At 43.6% G+C, this 19,901-nt stretch carries 20 protein-coding genes and 5 tRNA genes; 4 read left to right on the plus strand and 21 right to left on the minus strand.

Going from position 1 to position 19,901, the window contains the following annotated elements; all coding sequences use genetic code 11:
* Nucleotides 1–64 precede the first annotated feature (64 nt).
* From P0M11_RS00740 to ruvB, 5 genes are all read right to left on the minus strand, one after another.
* Nucleotides 65–931 (minus strand): MBL fold metallo-hydrolase, encoded by an 867-nt coding sequence (locus P0M11_RS00740; protein WP_275624024.1) that lies wholly within the window; start codon nucleotides 929–931, stop codon nucleotides 65–67.
* 124 nt (nucleotides 932–1,055) lie between these two features.
* Nucleotides 1,056–1,241 carry a GxxExxY protein gene (locus P0M11_RS00745; RefSeq protein ID WP_275624025.1) on the minus strand — a complete coding sequence of 62 codons (186 nt, stop codon included), beginning with the start codon at nucleotides 1,239–1,241 and terminating at the stop codon, nucleotides 1,056–1,058.
* Nucleotides 1,216–1,839 (minus strand): FMN-binding negative transcriptional regulator, encoded by a 624-nt coding sequence (locus tag P0M11_RS00750; protein WP_275624026.1) that lies wholly within the window; start codon nucleotides 1,837–1,839, stop codon nucleotides 1,216–1,218. The genes P0M11_RS00745 and P0M11_RS00750 overlap by 26 nt, the downstream gene beginning before the upstream one ends.
* Before the next feature lie 3 nt (nucleotides 1,840–1,842).
* Nucleotides 1,843–2,451 carry a tetratricopeptide repeat protein gene (locus P0M11_RS00755; RefSeq protein WP_275624027.1) on the minus strand — a complete coding sequence of 203 codons (609 nt, stop codon included), beginning with the start codon at nucleotides 2,449–2,451 and terminating at the stop codon, nucleotides 1,843–1,845.
* Nucleotides 2,452–2,460: 9 nt separating this feature from the next.
* Nucleotides 2,461–3,483 carry a Holliday junction branch migration DNA helicase RuvB gene (gene ruvB, locus P0M11_RS00760; protein ID WP_275624028.1) on the minus strand — a complete coding sequence of 341 codons (1,023 nt, stop codon included), beginning with the start codon at nucleotides 3,481–3,483 and terminating at the stop codon, nucleotides 2,461–2,463.
* 127 nt (nucleotides 3,484–3,610) lie between these two features.
* Between ruvB and hutI the strand changes: the two genes are divergently transcribed.
* Genes hutI through P0M11_RS00775 form a run of 3 tightly spaced genes read left to right on the plus strand, consistent with a single transcriptional unit; the run spans nucleotide 3,611 to nucleotide 7,118 of the window.
* Nucleotides 3,611–4,843, plus strand: a complete 1,233-nt coding sequence (gene hutI / locus P0M11_RS00765) for an imidazolonepropionase (protein ID WP_275624029.1) — start codon at nucleotides 3,611–3,613, stop codon at nucleotides 4,841–4,843.
* Nucleotides 4,836–5,765: a formimidoylglutamase gene (gene hutG, locus P0M11_RS00770; RefSeq protein WP_275624030.1), complete on the plus strand. Its 930-nt coding sequence runs from the start codon at nucleotides 4,836–4,838 to the stop codon at nucleotides 5,763–5,765. The genes hutI and hutG overlap by 8 nt, the downstream gene beginning before the upstream one ends.
* A gap of 39 nt (nucleotides 5,766–5,804) precedes the next feature.
* On the plus strand, nucleotides 5,805–7,118 hold the full coding sequence (locus tag P0M11_RS00775) for an aldehyde dehydrogenase family protein (RefSeq protein ID WP_275624381.1): 1,314 nt from the start codon (nucleotides 5,805–5,807) through the stop codon (nucleotides 7,116–7,118).
* Nucleotides 7,119–7,195: 77 nt separating this feature from the next.
* Here the strand turns inward: P0M11_RS00775 and rplL are convergent, their stop codons facing one another.
* The 16 genes from rplL to rpsU form a co-directional block, all read right to left on the minus strand.
* On the minus strand, nucleotides 7,196–7,564 hold the full coding sequence (rplL, locus tag P0M11_RS00780) for a 50S ribosomal protein L7/L12 (protein ID WP_275624031.1): 369 nt from the start codon (nucleotides 7,562–7,564) through the stop codon (nucleotides 7,196–7,198).
* Between the two features lie 48 nt (nucleotides 7,565–7,612).
* A complete protein-coding gene (gene rplJ, locus P0M11_RS00785; protein WP_158064897.1) occupies nucleotides 7,613–8,194 on the minus strand; it encodes a 50S ribosomal protein L10 in 582 nt (193 codons plus the stop codon).
* Between the two features lie 13 nt (nucleotides 8,195–8,207).
* Nucleotides 8,208–8,900 (minus strand): 50S ribosomal protein L1, encoded by a 693-nt coding sequence (gene rplA / locus P0M11_RS00790; RefSeq protein WP_158064896.1) that lies wholly within the window; start codon nucleotides 8,898–8,900, stop codon nucleotides 8,208–8,210.
* A gap of 12 nt (nucleotides 8,901–8,912) precedes the next feature.
* On the minus strand, nucleotides 8,913–9,356 hold the full coding sequence (gene rplK, locus P0M11_RS00795; protein ID WP_158064895.1) for a 50S ribosomal protein L11: 444 nt from the start codon (nucleotides 9,354–9,356) through the stop codon (nucleotides 8,913–8,915).
* A gap of 179 nt (nucleotides 9,357–9,535) precedes the next feature.
* The gene (locus tag P0M11_RS00800; protein ID WP_275624032.1) at nucleotides 9,536–10,714 is read right to left on the minus strand and encodes a hypothetical protein; all 1,179 of its coding nucleotides are present in this window, start codon (nucleotides 10,712–10,714) and stop codon (nucleotides 9,536–9,538) included.
* A gap of 75 nt (nucleotides 10,715–10,789) precedes the next feature.
* Entirely contained in the window at nucleotides 10,790–11,332 is a 543-nt protein-coding gene (gene nusG / locus P0M11_RS00805) for a transcription termination/antitermination protein NusG (protein WP_158064893.1), read from the minus strand.
* A 19-nt stretch (nucleotides 11,333–11,351) separates the two neighbouring features.
* The gene (secE, locus tag P0M11_RS00810; protein WP_158064892.1) at nucleotides 11,352–11,555 is read right to left on the minus strand and encodes a preprotein translocase subunit SecE; all 204 of its coding nucleotides are present in this window, start codon (nucleotides 11,553–11,555) and stop codon (nucleotides 11,352–11,354) included.
* Nucleotides 11,556–11,568: 13 nt separating this feature from the next.
* A tRNA-Trp gene (locus tag P0M11_RS00815) sits at nucleotides 11,569–11,639 on the minus strand.
* Nucleotides 11,640–11,691: 52 nt separating this feature from the next.
* A complete protein-coding gene (gene tuf, locus P0M11_RS00820) occupies nucleotides 11,692–12,879 on the minus strand; it encodes an elongation factor Tu (protein WP_275624033.1) in 1,188 nt (395 codons plus the stop codon).
* A 322-nt stretch (nucleotides 12,880–13,201) separates the two neighbouring features.
* Nucleotides 13,202–13,273: transfer RNA gene (locus tag P0M11_RS00825), tRNA-Thr, on the minus strand.
* A 106-nt stretch (nucleotides 13,274–13,379) separates the two neighbouring features.
* A tRNA-Gly gene (locus tag P0M11_RS00830) sits at nucleotides 13,380–13,452 on the minus strand.
* Nucleotides 13,453–13,536: 84 nt separating this feature from the next.
* A tRNA-Tyr gene (locus P0M11_RS00835) sits at nucleotides 13,537–13,619 on the minus strand.
* Nucleotides 13,620–13,637: 18 nt separating this feature from the next.
* Nucleotides 13,638–13,711, minus strand: a tRNA-Thr gene (locus P0M11_RS00840).
* A 100-nt stretch (nucleotides 13,712–13,811) separates the two neighbouring features.
* Nucleotides 13,812–14,105 carry a ribosome-associated translation inhibitor RaiA gene (gene raiA / locus P0M11_RS00845; protein ID WP_158064890.1) on the minus strand — a complete coding sequence of 98 codons (294 nt, stop codon included), beginning with the start codon at nucleotides 14,103–14,105 and terminating at the stop codon, nucleotides 13,812–13,814.
* 41 nt (nucleotides 14,106–14,146) lie between these two features.
* Nucleotides 14,147–15,022, minus strand: coding sequence for a tyrosine-type recombinase/integrase (locus P0M11_RS00850; RefSeq protein WP_275624034.1), 876 nt, complete (start codon nucleotides 15,020–15,022; stop codon nucleotides 14,147–14,149).
* An 80-nt stretch (nucleotides 15,023–15,102) separates the two neighbouring features.
* The gene (gene rpsU, locus P0M11_RS00855; protein ID WP_158064888.1) at nucleotides 15,103–15,300 is read right to left on the minus strand and encodes a 30S ribosomal protein S21; all 198 of its coding nucleotides are present in this window, start codon (nucleotides 15,298–15,300) and stop codon (nucleotides 15,103–15,105) included.
* 195 nt (nucleotides 15,301–15,495) lie between these two features.
* On the opposite strand from rpsU, the gene P0M11_RS00860 reads away from it, so the two are divergent.
* Nucleotides 15,496–19,881, plus strand: a complete 4,386-nt coding sequence (locus P0M11_RS00860; RefSeq protein WP_275624035.1) for a choice-of-anchor L domain-containing protein — start codon at nucleotides 15,496–15,498, stop codon at nucleotides 19,879–19,881.
* The last annotated feature ends 20 nt before the right edge of the window (nucleotides 19,882–19,901 follow it).

Raw genomic sequence — 19,901 nt, forward strand, 5'->3', positions numbered from 1 at the left:
TGCTTTTAAATTATTTCAAAGATATACAATTCTGATTTTGTTGAGCCGGAACTAACCAGGCTGCTTAATATCCGAATACATCATTCATCGTAAATGTTTCGTCCAGACGGACCCCTTTTTCGGTCATCTTTAAGCTGGCCAATTCGTTATGGGCATCATGTTCAAAAAATAGAAGATATTCGTTATCTATACATTTCTGCAGGAATTTAGCCTTTTCCTCCAACGTCAGCAGGGGCCGTGTATCGTAGCCCATAACATAAACCTGCGGTATATGTCCGGCGGTAGGAATAAGGTCTGCGGCGAAGACAATTGTTTTTTCCTGATATTGAATTACAGGGAGCATCTGCTTTTCCGTATGCCCATCCACAAAGATGACATCCATTTTAAGGTCCGGTGCGAAACCGTAGTTGCCGCTGGTGGGAGTAGGCAGAAAACGCAGCTGACCGCTTTCCTGCATGGGCATGATGTTTTCCTTCAGGAAGCTGGCTTTTTCGCGCGCATTAGGTTCTGTAGCCCATTTCCAGTGTTCTTCATTGGTCCAGTATTCGGCGTTTTTAAAGGCAGGCTGATAGCCCGTGCGGTCATCATTCCATTCTATGGCGCCGCCACAATGGTCGAAGTGCAGGTGGGTGAGGAACACATCGGTAATATCTTCACGAATAAAACCATACTTCTTCAGGTTTTTATCAAGGGTATCATCTCCCCAAAGTGAGTAATGCCCAAAAAATTTTTCGTCCTGCTTGTTACCAAGTCCGCAGTCTATCAGGATCAGTTTTTTACCGTCTTCTACCAGCAGCGAACGGGTGCCAAGCTCAATCAGGTTATTCTCATCGGCGGGGTTGGTTTTTTGCCAAATGGACTTTGGGACGACGCCAAACATAGCACCGCCGTCCAGTTTAAATTTTCCGCACTGTATAGGATATAATTTCATTTTTTTACTTTATAATTTCTAAAATACAATTTTTCAATATTCTGAACGCAAAGATTACAACTGTTTTAAAAGTTCTGACTAAAGTCAGAGACCGGAAAGGTGCCGGCGCTTAGCAGAGGCTATCTTATAGTCTGTCTGCAATTCTTTTCATACCATCTTTAACCAGAGATGGATGAAAATTGAGTATCAGGGCTAATTTGCAGCCCGTAATTCTAAGGTAGTTCAGTAACTGAAAATCATGATAACTATTGATTTCGGGTACTGGTTTAATTTTATCATTGTGGTCATTGCGAGTAAACAGGCTTAGCATCTTTCATCTTCTCCGCAACCTTTCTTGAACTTTCTTCCGGAGACTCCTGCAGTTCTTTAATGATATTCTTAAAATCAGTTTCTTTTCTGTTTTGCGACGATTTAGAAGCGATATGAATTTCGGTGGGAAAGATATTGATTCCGAACGCTTCTTTCATCTCATTTCGAATACTTGCCTCGCCAATGTTTTCAGCAAACATCGGACATTTTTGCTGTTTCTCGTATTTGTAGGTAAGTTTGTGCAGATGAAGGTAAAGTTCGTCATCGGTCATCAGTTTTACAGTTCCGCGAATTTGTACGGCTTCATAATTCCAGGTGGATACGTTTATGTGGTCATACCATGATGAGGAGATATACGCATTTGCGCCTAAAAAGTCACATAGGACTTCATCGCCGTCCCTTAACACTTTTGCCTGATGATTTCCATTCGATACGTGCGTTTCCAGATAGAAATCCTTTCCTGATTCGTTAAGTAAAAACATGGAATGGGTTGCCCAAAGTTTTTCTTTGTTTGAAATAAGCGTAGCGAAGCCGTTATCGCTGATGATTTGCTTCATCAGTTCGCGGTCTTCGCTCTTATATATCTTTGGGATGTACATTTGTCAATGGCAATTGCTTTTCTGCAACTCCAGAACTGCCTTGTCCTGATTTCCTAACTCAATCGATTTTTCAAAATCCTTACAGGCGTCGTCTTTTTTATTTTGATATAATAGTATTTTTCCTCTTTCAGAATATGCAATAAAATCATTTGTTTTATCGGCATAAATTGTAAAATCATTTATCGCATCATCATTTCTGCCAAGTCTTATCTCTAACGAAGCTTTATTAAAGTAATTTTTTGGGTAAAAGTCCGGATCAATTAAAATTGCTTTATTTAAGTCGTTTAATGCTAATTCATTCTTTCCAAGTTCACTATAAGCATACGCTCTTAAAGTGAATAATTTAACATCGTTATTTCCTAGTCGTTCTGAATTTTCAAAATCAGAAACTGCTTTTTGATAGTCTTTAATTAAGTTATAACACAAACCTCTTCCAAAGTAGCCTTCAGCTTTTCGCTGATTGTTATCAATCCCTATTGTAAATACTTTAATAGCTTCATCAAAATTTTGATTGGCCATTTCCGCCTTACCTTTTACTATATAATTTTCTTTCGGTTGAGAATTGCAAATCATTGAGAAGAGGAAAGTTATTAATAATAGTATATTTTTCATAATGATGAATTAAAATAGCTCATCCCTTCGTCGTGGTACGACAATATTTAGATGTTTATAAGCTTTCTCTGTCACCTCCCGTCCGCGTGGTGTGCGGATCATGAACCCTTCCTGAATCAGGAACGGCTCATAAACTTCTTCCAGGGTTTCCGGATTTTCGCCGATTGATGTAGCCAGTGCCGAAATTCCTACCGGTTTTCCCCGGAAATTCTCGATCATTACCCGCATTATTTTATTGTCCATATCATCCAGGCCAAATTCATCAACATTCAATGAATTGAGCGCGTATTTTGTGATCTCAATTTCTATCTCACCATTGCCTTTTATCTCCGCAAAATCCCGCACTCTTCTAAGCAAAGCGTTGGCAATCCTGGGAGTTCCTCGGCTTCTGCGTGCTATTTCCAGGGCTGCATCTTCATAAATTTTAACTCCAAGTACCCGCGCGCTCCTCTCAATAATCATTCCCAGCAATTCAATGGTATAATACTCCAGCCTGGACTGTATTCCAAACCTGGCGAGCATTGGCTTGGTAAGCATACCGCTTCTTGTGGTGGCACCGACGAGAGTAAAGGGATTGAGGCCGATCTGTACGCTGCGGGCATTGGGCCCGGTTTCCAGCATAATGTCTATTTTATAATCTTCCATCGCTGAATACAGATATTCTTCAACGATAGGGGAAAGGCGGTGAATCTCGTCAATGAAAAGCACATCATTTTCTTCCAGGTTGGTCAGCAGTCCCGCCAGGCTTCCCGGTTTATCCAGCACGGGTCCGGAGGTGATTTTACAGCCTACTCCAAGTTCATTTGCTATAATATTTGCCAACGTTGTTTTTCCCAGTCCCGGCGGGCCGTGAAGCAGCACGTGGTCCAGCGCTCCACCACGGTTTTTGGCTGCAGCTACGAAGACTTCCAGATTGTCCAGTGTTTTTCGCTGCCCGGCAAAGTCCTGAAAACTCTGGGGCCGGATTTTCTCCTCCTGCAGCAGTTCATCATCTGAAAAATTATCCTTATCAGGATGTAAAAAATCGGGCATACCTCAGTTTTGTATATCTTCAAAGATAATAATTTTAGGTGGAATCTCTTAAACATTGGGGCGTCCGTCATGGCTTGTTCTTCCTAAAATCTTTGCCGGCTTATCTATTAATCTTAAATTTACAGATATGAAACTTATTGGACCTTTTAAACAGATCATCACCCTAGCCAACCTCCCGTTACGTGGAAAACTGGCTGATGAGCAACTGCAGATTATAGAAAACGGAGGGATTTTGGTGAATGAAGGTGTCGTGGAGGAGGTGGCTTCTTTTCACGACCTTTCACAAAAATTTCCGGATGCTGAAATTGAGCCTGTAGCAGGCACACAGGTTTGTCTGCCGGCCTTTGCCGACTGTCATACGCATATCTGTTTTGGCGGAAACCGCGCCAATGACTTCGCCATGCGTAACGCAGGCAAAAGCTATCTTGAGATTGCTGAAAGTGGCGGCGGAATCTGGAGTTCCGTTCAGCACACCAGATCAGCAGTTGAAGAGGAATTGATAACAAGCACACTGGAAAGAGTGAATTTTCTGCTGTCACTCGGCATCACTACGATAGAAATCAAATCAGGTTATGGTCTGGATGCAGAAAATGAGCTGAAGATGCTGCGCGTCATCAGGAAAGTTCAGACAATGACTGAAGCTACGCTTATTCCAACCTGCCTGGCCGCGCATCTTAAGCCGCGCGATTTTGAGGGCAGCAATTCAGATTACCTAAATTATATTACAGATACGATTTTACCATTGGTTAAGGAGGAAAAACTCGCCAAGCGTGTAGATATCTTTATTGAGAAATCGGCCTTCCAGCCTGAAGAAGGTCGTGATTTCCTTTTAAAAGCGAAGGAACTGGGTTTCTATATCACGGTTCATGCGGATCAGTTTACGCCGGGCAGTTCCAGAATTGCAGTTGAAGTGGGTGCAAAATCAGCAGACCATCTGGAAGCTACTGCTGATGACGACATTGCATTTTTGGCAAATTCTGAAACGGTAGCAGTTGCGCTGCCTGGTGCCAGTCTTGGCCTGGGTGAAAAATTCACACCAGCCCGCAAGATCCTTGATGCAAACGGTATCCTGGCCATCGCTTCCGACTGGAATCCCGGCTCTGCGCCCATGGGTAATCTGGTGACTCAGGCGTCCATATTAGCCGCCTTTCAAAAACTGTCTACCGCCGAAGTCTTAGCCGGCATGACTTTCCGCTCTGCCTATGCATTGGGTCTTGAAGACCGTGGAAAGCTGGAAAAAGGGATGAAAGCTGATTTTGTGACCTACAAAACGGATAATTTTCAAAATGTACTTTACCGCCAGGGAAGTTTAGAGGCGGAAACTGTATTTGTGAACGGAAAAAGGATTGGGAATGATTAAGCAAAAAAACAGTATTTGGCAGGGACGCTTTGATGGCGATGAAGCCCTGCAGCAAAGGATCTGGCAGCGGGTTTCACTTCAGAACAGTTATGATGAGATTTCACCTAAAGATTTCGTTTTGCATGGATTTGCGGTAGACGAAGGTGTTCGACGTAACAAGGGTCGGGTTGGAGCCGCGCTGGCACCGGAAGTTATACGTAGAAATATGGCTAATTTCCCGGTGGTAAAACCCGATTTTTCGTTAAAGGATTTTGGTGATGTTGCATGTGCTTCTACCCTGGAAGCAGCCCAGGCTGAATTGGCAGCAAAGACATCTTCTGTTTTAGCAAACGGTGGACGTTCCGTGGTACTGGGCGGAGGACACGAGGTTACCTATGCCCATTTTTCCGGCCTGCGAAAAGCTTTTCCTGATAAAAAAATCGGCATTATAAATATCGATGCCCATTTTGATAACCGGGAGCCGGAGGCAGGTATAGGTCCAAGTTCAGGTACAGGTTTCTGGCAGATCGCGCAGGAAGGCGCAATGCATTCACTTCATATCGGGATACAGCGAAATTCCAATACACTGAAACTTTTTGATACCGCTCACCAATACGGCATGCATTATATAACAGCAGACGAAATTTTCTTCGAAAACCTGCCCGGTATTTATGAGAGAATTGATGATTTGGCGAACAGTGCAGATGTCATTTATCTCACTATCTGCATAGATGTCTTTAATGCGGCAATAGCACCGGGAGTTTCAGCTCTGGCTTACAGCGGAATTTTTGCTGATGCTGCGTTCATGCATTTCTACAGACATATACTTCAAAATAAAAAGCTGCTTGCGCTGGATGTTGCTGAAGTTAATCCGGCACTGGATCCTGATCAGAGAACAGCGCGGCTTGCAGCTTCGCTCGTAAATGAATGGCTGATGAGCTAAGGCATCAGTTTTGAAGCATAATTGATAGCTGACGAACAGCTGAGCCAGCAAAATAAAAAAATGACAAAAGAAATACAGAATAAACTGAAAAGTGCCGAGAGGTCTTTTCAGGATTGGAAAACAGTTTCCTTCAGTGAACGGAAAAAGCTGTTTACGAGACTTGCGAAACTTCTGGACAGGGATTCGGAAGATTTGGCAAAAATTATCACTGAGGAGATGGGCAAACCTATCTCACAGGCGGTTGCCGAAGTGGAAAAGTGTGCTCTGATGACGCGCTACTACGCAAACGCTGAGAATGTCCTGAAGCCGGAGAAGGTAGAGACCGAATTCCGGATATCTGAAATCCATTATGCGCCTAAAGGTGTGATTCTGGGAGTAATGCCGTGGAATTTCCCGTTTTGGCAGGTTCTCCGCTTTGCCGTACCTACGATTTTGGCGGGCAACACAGTGGTGGTTAAACATGCGTCCATCTGTTTCGGCAGTGGTAACGCTATTGAAAAGCTCTTTCTGGAGGCAGGTTTTCCTAAAGCTGTCTTTCAGAATCTGGAGGTTGGTCATGAGGTCGTGAAGGAACTTTTGGAAAACAGTATCGTAAAGGCCGTAAGTCTTACGGGTAGTGAAGGTGCCGGTGCTGAGGTTGCTGCTACTGCCGGTAAGTATATTAAGAAATCACTGCTGGAACTTGGCGGCTCGGATGCCTTTATAGTGCTGGACGATGCAGATTTGGAATCCGCGGCAGTCAGTGCTGCAAAGGCCAGGTTGGCCAACTGTGGTCAGGCCTGTAATGCAGGTAAGCGCTTCATCATCCAAAAAAAAATTGAAAAAGATTTTATGCCACTCTTTATTAATGAGTACAGAAAGTATGTGCCGGGAGACCCTATGGATCCTGAAACTGAGATCGCAGGAATGGCCAGGCCGGATCTTGCTGATGAACTGGAGAAGCAGTACACAACCGCATTGGAAAACGGGGCAGAGATCATTCTGCCATTAGAAAGAATTTCAGAGACCGCTTTCATGCCCGGGCTTATTAAGGTGAAGACCGGTAATCCGGTGCTGCAACAGGAACTTTTTGGGCCACTGGGGATGGTTATGACCGCGAAAAACGACAAAGAAGCATTAGAGCTTGCCAATGATATCCCTTTCGGACTTGCGAACTCTGTTTGGACAGCAGACCGGAAAAGACAGAAATTCTTTACAGATCACCTGGAATCCGGTACCGTAAGCATAAACCGGGAAACCAGTTCGGATCCGAGGCTGCCCTTTGGCGGCGCCAAATCTTCAGGTTATGGAGTTGAACTTTCTTTGCTTGCGCTGAAGGAGTTTGTAACTGTGAAAACGGTAGTAGGAGAGTAGCTGACCGGAGACGTACATATATAAAAAGAGAAAGCGTCTTAAAAAAGACGCTTTCCTGTTTATTGTAAAGTGTAAACTTACTTAAGTTCTACTTCAGCACCTGCTTCTTCCAGTTGCTTCTTAAGAGCTTCAGCTTCGTCTTTAGAGACACCGGTTTTGATTGGAGCAGGAGCTCCGTCTACCATATCCTTAGCTTCTTTAAGACCAGCACCTGTAAGATCTTTTACCAATTTAACTACAGCAAGTTTGGAAGCACCCGCAGCTTTAAGGATAACGTCGAATTCCGTTTTCTCTTCAGCAGCTTCAGCACCACCACCTGCAGCCATTACTACAGCAGCAGCAGCTGGCTCAATTCCGTACTCATCCTTAAGGATAGCAGCTAATTCATTTACGTCTTTTACAGTAAGGTTTACAAGCGTTTCCGCTAAGTTTTTTAAATCTGACATTGTGATAATGTTTTAAATGTTGAACGATTATGTTGTTTTGAGTGTGTATTATTCAGCAGCAGGAGCATCAGTTCCTTCTGCAGCTTCCGGAGCAGCAGCAGTTTCAGCGGCTGGAGCTTCGTCAGCAGGAGTTTCTTCAGCAGCATCAGCACCTTCAGCTTTGTTCTGTAATGCAGAAACAAGTCTTTGAATTGGTGACTGAAGCAATCCGATGATTTCTCCAAGCATTTCTTCTTTGGATTTGATGTTTGCCAGGGTTTCCAGGTTTTCATCACCTACATAAACAGTTTCCTGTACATAAGCAGACTTAAGGGCAGGAGTTGCATCCTTTTTTCTGAAATCCTTAATCAGCTTTGCAGGTGCGTTTGCTGTTTCGGCCACCATAAGAGCGGAGTTTCCTTTGAATGTCTGAAACATTTCAGAGAAGTCCACTTCCATTGATTCCATCGCTTTCTGCAGAAGTGTGTTTTTCACCACTTTCACGCTGATGTTGTTCTTAAATGCCTGTCTTCTAAAATCTGACGACTTTGCAGCATTCAAGCCTTCAAGATCTGCTACATAAACCACTTTCGCGTCCTGCAGAAGGTCTTTTATTTCTTGTATTACTAATACTTTATCTTCTTTAGTCATTGTATTTCAGATTTTAGTTTACAGATTTAGTATCAATTGCAATCCCGGGGCTCATAGTGGAAGACATATAGATGCTCTTCACGTAAACACCTTTGGCTGCAGTAGGCTTAAGTTTGATAAGCGTCTGAAGCAGTTCAACCGCATTTTCCTTAATCTTAGCAGGCTCAAAAGATACTTTTCCGATGGCTGCATGTACGATACCGTACTTGTCTACCTTGAAATCAATCTTACCGGCTTTAACCTCTGCAACAGCTTTGGCTACATCCATTGTTACTGTACCGGATTTAGGGTTCGGCATAAGACCTCTTGGTCCAAGTACTCTACCTAAAGGTCCCAGTTTACCCATAACAGACGGCATAGTTACAATAACGTCAACGTCTGTCCAGCCTTCTTTTATTTTCTGTAAATATTCGTCAAGACCTACATAATCTGCACCTGCTTCTTTAGCTTCAGCTTCTTTGTCCGGAGTTACAAGAGCAAGAACTTTAACATCCTTACCGGTACCGTGTGGAAGGGATACCACACCTCTTACCATTTGGTTTGCTTTTCTTGGGTCTACTCCCAGGCGAACAGCAATGTCCACAGATGCATCAAATTTTGCAGTATTTACTTCCTTTACCAAAGCAGATGCTTCTTCAAGGTTGTAGATTTTGTTCTTTTCAACTTTGCTAAACGCTTCCTTTTGTTTTTTAGTCAATTTTGCCATTTTCAGTAAGTATTAAGCGTTTGTTGGTTTCTGTCCTGTTACTCTTAAGCCCATAGACCTAGCTGTACCCGCTACCATAGTCATTGCGGAATCCATTGTGAAACAGTTTAGATCCGACATTTTATCTTCGGCGATTTTCTGTACCTGAGCCCATGTTACGGAACCAACCTTGTTACGGTTAGGCTCTCCGGATCCGGACTTCACTTTTGCTGCGTCCATCAGCTGGATGGCTGCAGGAGGCGTTTTAATTACGAATTCAAAGGATTTATCTTCGAAAACTGTAATTACAACAGGCAAAACCTGTCCCGGCTTATCCTGAGTTCTACCGTTGAACTGCTTACAAAACTCCATGATGTTCACACCTGCAGAACCCAAAGCCGGACCTACTGGTGGAGACGGGTTAGCTGCGCCACCCTTCACCTGAAGCTTTACCATTTTAAAGACTTTTTTAGCCATTTTTTGTTTTTAAAAAATTAGTAATTTATGAATGTGGAAGCATTTATAAATCCGCTAAGCGGTTGTCTCACAAAACCACTTAACATTTCGGACTGCAAAATTAAGAATTATTTTTGATATAGCAAGCGTAAACTGTTGATTTTAAGAAAGAATTTTGCGCTCTTCTATTTTCACTGGAATTAGAAAATATTGTATTTTAACGATAATCCTACATCCGATGTTTTGATGTCGGTAAAATAGGTGGTTGAACTCGAGCGGAAAGGTGCATAAACCAATTCACCCATAAGTCGTTTATGGCGGTAACCAACGCCTAACAAAAATGAAGTTGCAGAACCTGACTGCAACTCGCGCTCTTGCGAATTAACGCCCAGGCTGCCTTCAAAGTCTGTCTTAATCTGATAAGCAAGTGTGGCAAACATTGAATTGGAATTGTTGAAGTAATTATAATATCGGAAACCAAGGGGTATCTCCAGTGTTGAAGTTGTAAGCTGAATAGTTTGTGTGTGTGGTGCAACATCGTACACCCGCACAAATTCATTTTTATACTGATAGTATTTAGGTGCTGCGATTATGGAAAAGGACTGTTTGTTAAAGGGCAGGAAATATTCCAGTTCAATACCGAACTTCGGAACCAGTTGGGACTCCATACTAATATTATCCAGGTAGTAGATTGGGCCGTTAAATGAGGTTTTTAACATATGCGCTTCCGCTACAACGTTAACTGCAAATCTGGATTTTCTCGTTCCGGAAGATTCCACTTTGTTGCAGTCATTGTTGTATGTGTCAAAAAGTTGCTTTAGGGATGTTGTACTGTATTGGGCGGTGTTATAATTGGTTCCTGAGCAATTCAGTAAACTGGCAAGTTGCTCACGGTATGTATTTACAGTCTGTAGATCATTCTTATCATTGTAATATCTGCGGTAAAGTAACTGTTTCGGTTGTTCACCGGGAGCAGCATAGAAATATTTCGGTGTACCTTTATAGTAAGAATACAAGTTTAGTTTTCCCTCCGACAACTGTTTCAGAAAAACGGTTTGTTTCTCCGGACTGAAGTCGGGATTTTGATCAATTTTGCCGAGGTCTTTTTCGTAGTTACTGATGTCCACTGTAAATCTGCGGAATACGGTGTCATCCTGAAAGCCGAACTCCTGAACCTCGTTCAGGCCTAGGCTGTATTCTTTTGATGCCTCCGAATCTTTAACTTGAATGATGACAGGATTCTCCAGCCAGTCGCCGTTACGGATCAATACGTCTTTTTTGTTGCCTGTTTGGTCAATCAGGTAGGCATTTTCAAATTTAATTTGCGCAATGGCAAGCTGTGTCGCTGCTAGTAAACAGAAGAAATAGATTTTTTTCATCAATTATTTATTTTGTTAAATATAAAAAAAAACCGCTCAGTATGAACGGTTCTATGTTTTTTTTAAGGTAAAGTCTTACACCTTCTCTACCTGCAGGAAACTTAATTCCATTGGTGTTTTACGCCCGAAGATAAGGACGGAAACTTCAAGTTTCTTTTTGTCCTCCAGAATTTTTTCAACGGTGCCGTTGAATCCGTTGAACGGTCCTTCTATGATTTTGATATTCTCACCAACTACATATGGGATTTCCAGTTCTGTAGCGAATTCAGAAAGTTCATCCATACGTCCCAGCATCCTGTTCACTTCAGATTTCCTCATCGGTACAGGATCTCCCCCTTTTGTAAGGCTCAGGAAAGAGATAACACCAGGGATGTTCTTGATGATGTGCGGGATTTCGCCGATTAAGTTGGCCTCCACCATCAGATAGCCCGGGTAGTAAGGTCTTTCTTTAGGAACTTTCTTACCGTTTCTCATTACGATAACTTTTTCCATAGGAATTACTACCTGAGTAACGTACTGTTCGAAGCCATGATGCTTCATCTCGTTCTCAATATAGTTTTTTACCTTATTTTCCTGACCGCTGATTGACTTCAGCACGTACCATTTCAAATCACTCATTTCCCGGGGAAATTATTTTTTAGATGAAAAGACCTGAAAGCAAGTCAATTATGTTTTGGATGGCTTTAGAGAAAAGCTCATCTACTCCGAATACAAAAACTGCAAGTATTACGGTAGCAACTGTGATAACAATTGTAGAAGACTGAAGCTCCGGCCATTTTGGCCATTCCACTTTATCTTTAAACTCGTGATAAGAACCTTTAATAAAATTGGCTACGCTCATTTCTAAAATTTAGCACGGGCACAAGGATTCGAACCCTGATCAACGGTTTTGGAGACCGGTATCCTACCATTGGACGATGCCCGTAGATTAAAAAGTTCCGCAAGTTTCCTTGCGGAACTTTATGATTAGTGGATGATTAATCCAGGATTTCAGTTACCTGACCTGCACCAACTGTTCTACCACCTTCTCTGATCGCAAATCTAAGACCTACGTTAAGAGCGATTGGCTGAAGCAATTCTACAGTAATAGTGATGTTATCACCAGGCATTACCATTTCTACTCCTTCAGGCAGGAAGATCTCACCTGTAACGTCAGTTGTTCTAACGTAGAACTGTGGACGGTATTTGTTGTGGAATGGAGTGTGACGTCCACCTTCTTCTTTAGAAAGGATATAAACCTCTGCTTTGAATTTTTTGTGTGGCTTAACAGAACCTGCTTTAGCGATTACCATACCTCTTCTGATATCGGTTTTTTCAATACCTCTAAGAAGGATACCTACGTTATCACCAGCTTCACCTCTGTCCAGGATCTTACGGAACATCTCCACACCTGTTACAGTAGAAGTAAGTTTCTCGTCACCCATACCTACGATATCTACACCGTCACCAGTGTTGATGATACCGGACTCAATTCTACCGGTTGCTACAGTACCTCTACCAGTAATAGAGAATACGTCTTCAATCGGCATAAGGAATGGCTTATCCTGATCTCTTACAGGAAGTTCGATCCAAGTATCAACAGCTGCCATCAGTTCTTCTACAGTTGCAACCCATTTTGGCTCACCGTTAAGTGCACCAAGAGCAGAACCCTGGATTACCGGAGAGTTATCTCCATCGTATTCGTAAGAAGAAAGAAGGTCTCTTAGTTCAAGTTCAACAAGTTCAAGAAGCTCAGCATCATCAACCATGTCCACTTTGTTCATGAAAACAACAACTCTAGGTACGTTTACCTGACGGCAAAGAAGGATGTGTTCTCTTGTTTGTGGCATTGGTCCGTCTGTAGCAGCGCAAACCAGGATAGCACCGTCCATCTGGGCAGCACCAGTTACCATGTTCTTTACATAATCGGCGTGACCTGGGCAGTCTACGTGAGCGTAGTGTCTGTTCTCAGTTTCATACTCGATGTGAGCAGTGTTGATAGTAATACCTCTTTCTTTTTCTTCCGGAGCGGAGTCAATAGAAGAGAAGTCTCTAGCTTCACCGTATCCTTTATCGGATAATACTTTAGAAATTGCTGCAGTTAAAGTAGTCTTACCATGGTCAACGTGACCGATGGTACCAATGTTTAAGTGCGGTTTGTTACGATTAAACGTTTCCTTTGCCATGATTTAAATATTTATTTAATTACTTTTTAAAATTTCAGTGCGCAAATATAGTGATTTTTTGAAAATCAAAACCTTTTTGCAATAAAAAAAAGTTTCAACATTCAAATCCAGGCATTTGCCACGTGGGGACATTAAATTCTAGGACTGCAAATTTATATAAAATTTTCCGGTTTAAGAAAATATGTAAGTAAAATAATGGTATAGCTTGCTTTACCATTGCGGCACAATGTCCTGTGCTTGCGTTACAAACTTGTTTACAGTTTTAATATTAGTGTTTTCGGCATAAAAAAATCTCCCATTTCTGAGAGATTTGCTTTTATAGAGCCAACGATGAGATTTGAACTCACGACCTCTTCCTTACCAAGGAAACGCTCTACCCCTGAGCTACGTCGGCAATTTGTTTTTTTTCCTTGCCAGGGAAATGTTTCGTCTCCAGACGAGACTACGTCGGCAACTGTTTAAAAAAAAATCACAAGCCTTATTTTGGTTGTGATTTTTAGAGCGGAAGACGAGGGTCGAACTCGCGACATTCAGCTTGGAAGGCTGACGCTCTACCAACTGAGCTACTTCCGCATTTGTGTTTAACAAATAGTGTTGGTAAACGGTTTGCAAATTTAAGGTTTAAATTTAAAAGTGCAAGATATTTTTTATAAAATGTGGGGAGAGCAGGATTCGAACCTGCGAAGTCGTAAGACAGCAGAGTTACAGTCTGATCCATTTGGCCACTCTGGAATCTCCCCAATTTTACAAAAATACTGAGCCTCCTGAGGGATTCGAACCCACGACCCCGAGATTACAAATCACGTGCTCTGGCCAACTGAGCTAAGGAGGCAAATAGATTTCAAAAGAACGCTGATCTCTTTTTGCGAGTGCAAATATAAGGTAGTTTTTTTGAAACCTACAAGTAATTATTTAAAAACTTTTAATAAAATTTATGACGCTAATTCTTTTTTCTTGATTAGCAGCTTTTTAGCTACCTCAGCACAAAGGTCCAAACTTTCCTCAAAACTGGATGTGGTCTTCTTTACTACGATATCATCACCCGGAACGCCTAAGATAAGCTCTACTGTTTTGTTTTCCTTGTCGGATTTATTTTCCACTTTCAGGAACACATTGGTCTCTATAATTTTATCATAGTAGTTTTCCAGTTTATTAAGTTTCTTTTCAATATGGTCTTCAAGCGGTGCGTGGGGTGTCAGTCCTATAGACTGTACTGAAATTTTCATAATAACATTTTTTTAAATTATACATCTGAACTTTCGTTCACTCATTCTTTTTTCGCTCTCGGGTGTGTGCTGTTAAACACTTTTTTAAGCTGTTCTATATTTGCCTGGGTATAAACCTGCGTAGACGCCAGTGAAGAATGGCCAAGCAATTTCTTCACTTTTGAGATTTCCGCGCCGTTATCCAGTACATGTGTAGCAAAACTGTGCCTGAGGATGTGCGGGCTCTTTTTCTTCTTAGCAGTTACCATACCAAGGTATCTATTAACCGTTGAATATACAAACTTTTCGCCCAGTTTTTTTCCCCTGGAGTTAACAAAGAAATATATTTCATTTTGAATCAGGGGCTTCCTTATTTCCAGGTAGCGCTGCATTTTTTCGCCCAATGCCGGGGAGATGGGAATGACTCTTTCTTTGTTGCCTTTTCCTGTGACGCGGAGTTCGGCAGTGGCCAGATCTACATCTCTGTACAGCAGGCTGCACAGTTCTGCCTTACGCATTCCGGTTTGGTAAAGTGTTTCAACGATAAGATGGGAAAGCAGGTCCGGCAGGTCCGGTGTTAGTGTGCGGAAGTCCTGCATTTCATCCTGAGACATTGGAATCTGTTTTTCAGGATAGAATTTGAGTGACTGTATGCTTTCCATAGGGGAGACCTGGATCTCGCCAATTTTAAGGAGGAAAAGGAAGTAGGAGCGAAGCGTGGACAGTTTACGGTTGATGCTGCGTTTGGACATACCGCTTTCGCTGAGGCTGACCATGAAATTGCGGATCACTTTTTTGTCCGCTTGCGACGTATGCGCACTGGCTTCGGTTCGGAGGTAAAATTCCCGGAAGTCCGTAAGGTCTTTTTGGTAGCTGGTAAGGGTATGGGGTGAATACCGCTTTTCAAGCGCAATATGTTCAAGGAATTTACTGATCATGCCAGGATATTAAAAACAAAAAAATCACCTTCCAAATATAACTGTTTGGAAAGTGATTTAGTATTTTGTAAGTAAAAATTTTAAGCCTGATCTTCTTTGCTGGCCTCTCTCTGTTTGTAGGCAGCTTTCAGTTTAGATTGTCTTAGTGTTACAGAAGGCTTGATGAACTGCTGTCTGCTTCTTAAAGCTCTAACAACACCTGTTTTATCAAATTTTCTTTTGTATTTCTTAAGTGCTCTGTCTATAGACTCGCCGTCTTTTACTGGGATAATTAACATAATTTACATCTCATTTTGGACTGCAAAAATAGAAATATTTTTATAACTGGCAAACTTAAACGTACGATAAAATAATATTTTAAAATTAATTAGTAATTTTATCCGATATAAATGAAGCTTATAACATTGTTTCAGTGGTTTGCCTGCTCTATGCATAGTGTGACGGTTCAGGTCTGCCTTTTACAATTTCTTATTATGAAAAAACTTTTTCTACTGTTATATGTCCTGTCCGTCTGCGCATTCTTATCCGGCCAAAGTAAGAGACAGGGAAGTGTTGCAGCGACTCCTACGGCTAAGAGCATGTTGGCTGGTGCATTTATCGATGTAAACACGCCCGGTTATCCTCAAAGTTCATACACTGTACAGCAACTTATTGAAAATGTACTGATCAGTGGAGGTGCCAACTGTGCGGCGAGTGTAACCAATGTGGTAGTTTCACCCGGTTTATCTGCTACAAATCCATCACGGTCATGGGGTTATTTCAATAAAGGTACAACCGCTTTTCCTTTCAATGAGGGTCTTGTGCTTATGACCGGTCAGGCCAGTCAGGCCGGAAATTCCTTTATTGCGGGTAACCTGAGCGGAACATTAGGTACCCTGGGAGACCCTGACCTTGCTACGGCCATTGCAGTTCCTAACAGTAACCTTCGGGATGCTACTTATATCCAGTTTGACTTTGTACCCGTAACAAGTGAAATTACCTTTAATTATATTTTTGCCTCCGAAGAGTATTCCGGAGGATTTGCTTGTAATTACACAGACGGGTTTGCGCTGTTGCTGAAGAAGGTAAGCGACCCTACCTATACCAATATGGCGGTGTTGCCCGCCGGTGGCGGACCGGTGAGCGTTACCAATATTCATCCCTTTGTATCAGCTTCCTGTCCTGCCATAAACCAGCAGTATTATGCCGGAAACAACACAGCAAATATTGAGACCAATTTTGCCGGCCGGACCATCCCGCTTACGGCTACAGCCCCGGTGATTCCGGGTGAAACCTACCGTTTCAAGATGGTGCTGGCAGATTATAACGATACTGAATATGATACCGGTGTATTTTTCCAGGCAGGTTCCTTTAATATTGGTGTGCAGCTTACTGACCCCTCCGGTAATCCATTACCATCCAATATCAGTATTTGTGCAGGATCATCACAGGTATTAAATGCTACTGTGCCTGTTGCGGGAGCTACTTACCAGTGGTATCTAAACGGAGGTCCTATTGCTGGTGCAACAGCAAGTTCGTATACGGCGACTCAGGCCGGTGTGTATTCCGTGCAGGTGCTGGTTCCCGGCTCTACCTGTCCGGGTTCCGCAGAGGTTACAATTGCCACTCTTCCGCAACCGCAGGCCCTGGATGCAGCCCTGAGCGTATGTTCAGCCACGGCGAACGGAATATTCAACCTGACATCGGCGCAGCCCGCTATCAGTAATACTCCGGGTGCTACCTTTAAATATTATCTTTCACTGGCAGACGCAACTGCCGGAAATACGAATACAATACCGAACCCGGCTGCGCACACCTCGTCCGGAGGAGTGGTGTATGTACGCGTAACCAGCGGGCAGTGCAGTGATATTGCTGAACTTATTTTAACAGTAAATCCAACACCTGCGCCACCTGTGATCACAGCATCATCGACATTTATTTGTGGATCATCAGGGGTGACGCTAACTTCCAGCTATGCTACAGGAAATACATGGTCTAATGGTGCAACGACGCAGACCATTACCGTAACCACTCCCGGAACTTATACAGTGACGCACAACTCAGGAGCCTGTACGAGTGCTCCGGCTTCGGTTGTAATTACGGCGGCCACGAATCCTAATGTGCAGATCACCGGAAATCTCGCCTTCTGTCAGGGAGGTTCAACTACACTTACAGCTACAGCCAGCGGTACGGGAAATACTTTTCTTTGGTCCACCGGGGCTACTACACCAAATATCACTGTTTCCACCGGGGGAACTTATACGGTTACTGTAACAACTTCACAGAACTGTCAGTATACGCAATCGGTAACGGTTCAGGCAGACACGCCGCCTGTGGCGCAGGGCTCCAGTCTCAGTATCTGCTCGCCGGCAGCCACCGGTACCTTTGATTTGACATCGGCGCAGCCAAGTATCAGCACTACACCGGGCGTCGTGTTTACCTATTATGTGAACCAAACAGATGCTAATAACGGAAATGCCAACACCATTGGTCTGCCCACGGCTCATGTGTCCGGTACGGCCACGGTTTATGTGCGGGTAACCAGCGGAAGCTGTGCTGTAGTTGTACCTCTTCAGCTGACGGTGAGTCAAACGGTAGTTCCCACAATTACTGCATCTTCCACTGTGATATGCGGAACCGGAAGTGTAACGCTTACCTCCAATTTTGCCACCGGCAATACCTGGTCTACGGGAGCAACCACGCAGTCCATTACCGTAACTACACCCGGTACTTATACGCTAACAAATACTTCAGGAAACTGTACCGGTGCACCGGCCTCGGTAACCATTACAGGTAATCCGGATCCTAATGTGCAGATTACCGGAAATACTGCTTTCTGCGCGGGCAGTTCAACAACACTAACAGCAACAGCAAACGGAACAGGCAATACTTTCCTTTGGTCCAATGGTGCTACTACGGCCTCCACAACGGTAAATACTGCCGGCACCTATACTGTTACAGTAACCACACCGGGTAACTGTCAGTTCAGCCAGTCGGTAACTGTTTCTCAAAATCCGGTGCCGGTAGCCCAGAATGCTGCGCTGAGCACCTGTTCACCTACCAATACTTTTACCTTTGACCTTACCTCGGCCCAGCCGTCGATGAGTACTCAGCCCGGGGTCACATTTACCTACTATACCAATGCAGCTGATGCCAATGCGGGCAATACCAACAATATTACGACCCCTGCAACTTATAATTCGGGAACAGCCACAATTTATGTTCGTGTAAGCAATGCAAACTGTGCGGTGGTGGTACAGCTTCAGCTTACGGTAACCGTAACACCGGCGCCTGTGATTACCCAGTCGGCACCGGCGATTTGCGGTACTACACCGGTTGTCCTTACATCCAACTATGCCACCGGTAATGTTTGGTCTACAGGAGCAACTACGCAGTCCATCACCGTGACAACGCCCGGAACTTATTCACTGACAGTAGCGAACGGAACATGCACCAGTCAGCCTGTTTCGGTAAACATTGTTCAGAACAATGATCCTAATGTCCAGATTACAGGCAACCTTTCTTTCTGTCCGGGTGCCAATACAACGCTTACCGCCAATGTAACAGGTACGGGATATACGTTCCTGTGGTCTAATGGTTCTGCAGCTCAGTCCACGGTAGTGAATACGGCCGGAACTTATACGGTTACGGTCACTACACCGGGGGGCTGTCAGTATACAGCAAGTGCTACAGTAACAACTGATGCACCCATCAACATTAACATAGCCCAGCCTGCGCAGATCACCTGTACCAATCCCTCGATTACGCTGAATGCATCCGCCTCAACTTTCCAGGCGGGAGCAACCATATTGTGGACGGCCTCGGCAGGCGGAAACATTGTGTCGGGAGCCAATACGTTGACACCTGTGGTTAATGAGGGAGGGAATTATACACTTACTGTCACCAATAATTTCGGCAATAACTGCAGTCAGCAGCAGACAGTTACCGTGGTTGAGAATAACCTTCCTCCTGTAATCACGCTTACGGCCAACGACATGAATATCTGCGCCGGTGAAACTGTTACTTTAACCGCCTCAGGTGCTCAGGACTATACCTGGACAGGTTTGCCCGGCTCCGGAAACACGCAGGTTGTTTCGCCAACTGTAACCACTACCTATACTGTAACCGGCATCGGTGCCAACGGTTGCCAGGGTACGGTGGCAAATATTACAATCACCGTAGTACCGGCCATCACGTCAACACTGGAAGATGTTCAGTTCTGTGAAGGTCTCAGCGATGTGCTGGACGCCGGTTCAGGACCGAACTATACTTACCTATGGAGTACCGGTGCCACCAGCCAGACCATTACGGTGGATACTCCGGGAACTTATACGGTTACCATCAATAACGGAGTCTGTTCGCAAACCTTCAGCGCCAATGCTTCATTTACACCGCCTGTGGAGGTGAAGGAAATCGTTTATGAAAACAATACGCTTACTGTTATTGTTGATGATCCAAGTCCGGATCTTGAATTCTCCATTGATAACGGTCTCACCTGGCAGTCATCCAATATTTTCGCAAACATCCTGCGGAATACCACTTACTTTATTTCGGTGCGTTATAAGGGTCAAACCTGCTTTGGAACAGTGGAATACCTTACATTCTTTATTGGAAATGCCATCACTCCAAACGGCGACGGCATCAATGATCATATCGATTTCACAGGTGTTAGCAAGTATAAGAACTTCAGTGCCTCCATTCACGACAGGTACGGTAAGGAAGTCTTCCGCGCGTCTCCTTCCAAAACAGTGTGGACAGGTAATTACACCAACTTTAAGGTAAGTACGGATACCTATTGGTACAAAGTAACCTGGACCGATCCTATTACTCAGAAACCGGTGCTGCGGACCGGCTGGATCCTGGTAAAGAATAGAGATTAGATTGTTTAAATGAGCCGCGT

The organism is Kaistella sp. PBT33-4 (assembly GCF_029194425.1).
In the GTDB taxonomy this organism is placed as follows: domain Bacteria; phylum Bacteroidota; class Bacteroidia; order Flavobacteriales; family Weeksellaceae; genus Marnyiella.

Bases quoted from the DNA above. Each gene is read 5' to 3' on its own strand.
- P0M11_RS00740 (WP_275624024.1), bottom strand. From the start codon at position 931: ATGAAATTATATCCTATACAGTGCGGAAAATTTAAACTGGACGGCGGT.
- P0M11_RS00745 (WP_275624025.1), bottom strand. From the start codon at position 1,241: ATGCTAAGCCTGTTTACTCGCAATGACCACAATGATAAAATTAAACCA.
- P0M11_RS00750 (WP_275624026.1), bottom strand. From the start codon at position 1,839: ATGTACATCCCAAAGATATATAAGAGCGAAGACCGCGAACTGATGAAG.
- P0M11_RS00755 (WP_275624027.1), bottom strand. From the start codon at position 2,451: ATGAAAAATATACTATTATTAATAACTTTCCTCTTCTCAATGATTTGC.
- ruvB (WP_275624028.1), bottom strand. From the start codon at position 3,483: ATGCCCGATTTTTTACATCCTGATAAGGATAATTTTTCAGATGATGAA.
- hutI (WP_275624029.1), top strand. From the start codon at position 3,611: ATGAAACTTATTGGACCTTTTAAACAGATCATCACCCTAGCCAACCTC.
- hutG (WP_275624030.1), top strand. From the start codon at position 4,836: ATGATTAAGCAAAAAAACAGTATTTGGCAGGGACGCTTTGATGGCGAT.
- rplL (WP_275624031.1), bottom strand. From the start codon at position 7,564: ATGTCAGATTTAAAAAACTTAGCGGAAACGCTTGTAAACCTTACTGTA.
- rplJ (WP_158064897.1), bottom strand. From the start codon at position 8,194: ATGACTAAAGAAGATAAAGTATTAGTAATACAAGAAATAAAAGACCTT.
- rplA (WP_158064896.1), bottom strand. From the start codon at position 8,900: ATGGCAAAATTGACTAAAAAACAAAAGGAAGCGTTTAGCAAAGTTGAA.
- rplK (WP_158064895.1), bottom strand. From the start codon at position 9,356: ATGGCTAAAAAAGTCTTTAAAATGGTAAAGCTTCAGGTGAAGGGTGGC.
- P0M11_RS00800 (WP_275624032.1), bottom strand. From the start codon at position 10,714: ATGAAAAAAATCTATTTCTTCTGTTTACTAGCAGCGACACAGCTTGCC.
- nusG (WP_158064893.1), bottom strand. From the start codon at position 11,332: ATGAGTGATTTGAAATGGTACGTGCTGAAGTCAATCAGCGGTCAGGAA.
- secE (WP_158064892.1), bottom strand. From the start codon at position 11,555: ATGAGCGTAGCCAATTTTATTAAAGGTTCTTATCACGAGTTTAAAGAT.
- tuf (WP_275624033.1), bottom strand. From the start codon at position 12,879: ATGGCAAAGGAAACGTTTAATCGTAACAAACCGCACTTAAACATTGGT.
- raiA (WP_158064890.1), bottom strand. From the start codon at position 14,105: ATGAAAATTTCAGTACAGTCTATAGGACTGACACCCCACGCACCGCTT.
- P0M11_RS00850 (WP_275624034.1), bottom strand. From the start codon at position 15,022: ATGATCAGTAAATTCCTTGAACATATTGCGCTTGAAAAGCGGTATTCA.
- rpsU (WP_158064888.1), bottom strand. From the start codon at position 15,300: ATGTTAATTATCCCAGTAAAAGACGGCGAGTCTATAGACAGAGCACTT.
- P0M11_RS00860 (WP_275624035.1), top strand. From the start codon at position 15,496: ATGAAAAAACTTTTTCTACTGTTATATGTCCTGTCCGTCTGCGCATTC.